This window comes from Streptomyces sp. IBSBF 3136 (genome assembly GCF_036815105.1).
Lineage (GTDB): Bacteria > Actinomycetota > Actinomycetes > Streptomycetales > Streptomycetaceae > Streptomyces.
Window position 1 is genome coordinate 1 of record NZ_JAJSZC010000413.1, and the last position, 2,968, is coordinate 2,968.

The following is a 2,968-nucleotide window of genomic DNA, read 5'->3' on the forward strand; positions in this document are numbered from 1 at the left end:
GGGCCGGGGGTGGGGGAGCCCGGGGTGACCCGGTCGTACTCGACACCCACCAGGTGGGCGAAGCCGTCGCCGGCGCGGACGCCGGTGCCGTCGTACACCCAGTGACCGGCGTCGCGCACGACATACGGCGCGTCGACCGGATAGCCCTCGTAGAGGACGCCGGTGAGCGAGGACTCCGGGTCCGCGGCGGGCGGCTCACGGTAGTCGGTGGTCACCCGCGCCGGGTCGGTCGCGTAGACCGGATCGGCGCGGTAGGACGTCTTGTAGCAGACCACCGTACGACCGGCCGCCCGCTCCCCGTCCTCCAGGCGCACCCGGCGGAAGCAGGTGTTGGCGCCGAGGAAGGCGATGTTCGTCCCGGCGTCCCGGGCGCGGGTGACATGGGCCCGCTGCTCGGGCGTCCAGTACTCGTCGTGCCCCAGGCAGACGACGGCGCGTGCCCCGCCCAGCACCGACGGGTCCCGGTGGACGTCCGGTCCGGTGGTGTACGCGAGCGGGATGCGCAGCCGTTCGGCCAGCACCACCAGCGCCCACTCGTAAACGAGGAACTTCTCCGCGCCGTTGCCGTCGTAGGGACGGTCGAAGCTCACCGCGAGCGACCGGGTGGCGTAGGCGCCCGAGGAGCCCGCGTACAGACTGCTGCCGCCCCAGCGGTTGTAGGCCTGCCAGGTGGCGGGGGCGTGCAGCAGCACCGTGCGGCCCGCACCCTCGGCTGACCGGACGATGAGCGGGACGTGCCGCTGGTGCCCGGCGTCCGACTCAAGCCGCAACAGATACGCGCCCTCCGGCCAGCCGGTGGTGTCCAGAGTCAGCGTGACGGGCCAGTCGGCACGCACGGTCCGGGTCGTGGACAGCACGCGCGGGGACGGCTGGGCGCGGCCGGGTATGCGGGGGGAGGCCCAGACGAGCCGGGCCCGTTTGCCGCCGTACCAGCCGACGCGGAGGGCCGACACCCGGAAGGACGCGGCGGTGGTCGACACGTGCAGCCCGCACTCCTCGCCCGGCGCCACGCTCACCCGGTCGGTGTAGCCGGTCACGGCGTCCGACGGGCCCGCCGAGCGTATCCGCCAGTCGGCGGTGCCCGGCGCGTCCTGCTCGGCCTCCGGCAGGTGGGACTGCGCACGGCGACGGCCCGCCGCGGGCGGCGCGGGGGTGCAGCCGGCCGCCGCCGCGCCCAGACCGGCGGCGGCGCACAGGCCCAGGAAGCGCCGACGGGTCGCGTCGTCCCCGCCCAGGGATGCTGCGGTCACTGCGCCTCCTGGATCCGCCCCGGTTCGTCCCTCGTCCAGGCTCCCGATCCGGCCCCGCCGCACGCAACCCCGCGGCACCCCCGATCCGGCCGCGCCGGACGCGGCCGGCGCCCACGGCAGGCGGCGGCGACGGCCCCGGGCGCGCGGCCGGACGTTGTTCCGAACGAGTGTCCGCGCTGGAGCGGACGAGCGGGGGCGGGTGGTGTGCGGGCTCGGTCACGGGTGACCGGGCGGGGCGGCTGGAACGCGGGCGACCGGGCGGGCGGCTGGAACGCGGCCGCGGCCGGGAGCGTCCGGACGCGAGCAGGGGCACATGGCCCTGGGGGTCGAGCGGCCGTTCTCTCTGCCGACGACGCCCGAGGAGGCCACGAAGGCAGCAGGTGGACGGTCGAGCGGGAGGTCGGGGTTCCAAGCAGTCAATTTCCCGGCTGCCCGGCTGCCCGCGGTGCGTCACCGGTGCAGGGACTCGGCGACGGCCGGGTCCTCGAGCACGCTGACGCACCAGGCGAAGTGCTCGTCACCGCCGCCCGGCGCGAAGGCGTCGCTCGTGGCCATCGCATAGGCGGCCCGGTACAGCAGAAGGTCGTCGACCGCGTAGCCGAACTCGTCGGCGAACCGCGTGGTGAGCTGCCGGGTGATCTCCGGGGCGTGCTCGGTGCCCGCCGGGAAGATGGCCGCGGCCACGGCGGCGTCGAACCGGGGGTCCCCGCCCGTGGACAGGAAGCCGTAGTCCACGAGGGCGAGCGGCCGCAGGTCGTCGTCCACCAGCACGGTTTCCGGGAAGACGTCACCGTGGACGACCGCCTCGTCGGTACGGGGCAGCGAGCGCAGCTTCCCAAGCAGCCGGGCGTGCGTGTCGTCGAAGTCGCGGACATGCGTGGAGAGCCGGTCCGCGCACCGGCTGACCCGCCGGTCCACCAGGTCCGCCAGGGCGGATCCGAAAGTGGTGTGGCCCTCCCACAGCGGGCGTTCCTCGTCCAGCACAGGAAGGTGCTTGACCTCGTCGACGTCATGGGCGTCCGCGAGGGCGCGCAGCACGCCGACCAGGCAGTCGACCGCTTCGGGCAGCACCTCGTCCGGGTCGTCGGTGCGGATCCTGCCCGCCAAGGGCTCGCCGGTCAGCTCCCGCTCCACGGTCATCGGGACACCGTCGATGTCCTCGACGGCGAGGATCTCCGGGGCGCCGAACGGCAGGTGCGCCGCGGCATCGGTGTAGAAACGCTGCATCCTCCGCAGTTCGGATCCCCGTCGGCGCTCCCACACCTTGGCCACCGTTCCGTCCCCGAGTCGGTAGACGGCTCCCTCCACCGCCGCCTCGACGGGCCCGGCGTCGGGATATCCGGCGTCGACGAAGTGTCGTACGCGCCGGGCCGTGGTGTCCCGTATCGCATCGGACATCTCGTGCCTCCTTCCACCCCCGGCGTGAACTACCGGCCGGTCGGCGGGGCCGACGCCGGGACCATCTCCCACGGTAGGCCCCTCGCCCGCGCGACACCCGGTGACGGAGCGCTGCCGGGCGCCGTGCGGTCCGCCGCGCGTATACCCCCGCTCCGCGGGTGGGCCGCTGTGGCCAGTTTCAGGCGGGAGGGGGCGTCGGGGCGTTCGCCCCCGTCCTCGTGCCCGAGGTGCCTCCCGTGGTGACCGCCAGCATGCCCACCGGGCCCGCCTCCGTGGTAGCCGCCACCATGCCCACCATGCCCGCCTTCGTGGCCCCCGCC

The 2,968-nt window shown here is 74.8% G+C and carries 2 protein-coding genes; both read right to left on the bottom strand.

What is annotated here, in order from left to right:
• Nucleotides 1-1,250 (bottom strand): N,N-dimethylformamidase beta subunit family domain-containing protein (locus V7E45_RS39675; RefSeq protein WP_333779151.1); only part of this gene is annotated, 1,250 nt, incomplete at its 3' end.
• 450 nt (nt 1,251-1,700) lie between these two features.
• Nucleotides 1,701-2,648 (bottom strand): phosphotransferase family protein, encoded by a 948-nt coding sequence (locus V7E45_RS39680; RefSeq protein WP_333779152.1) that lies wholly within the window; start codon nt 2,646-2,648, stop codon nt 1,701-1,703.
• Nucleotides 2,649-2,968: the final 320 nt, after the last annotated feature.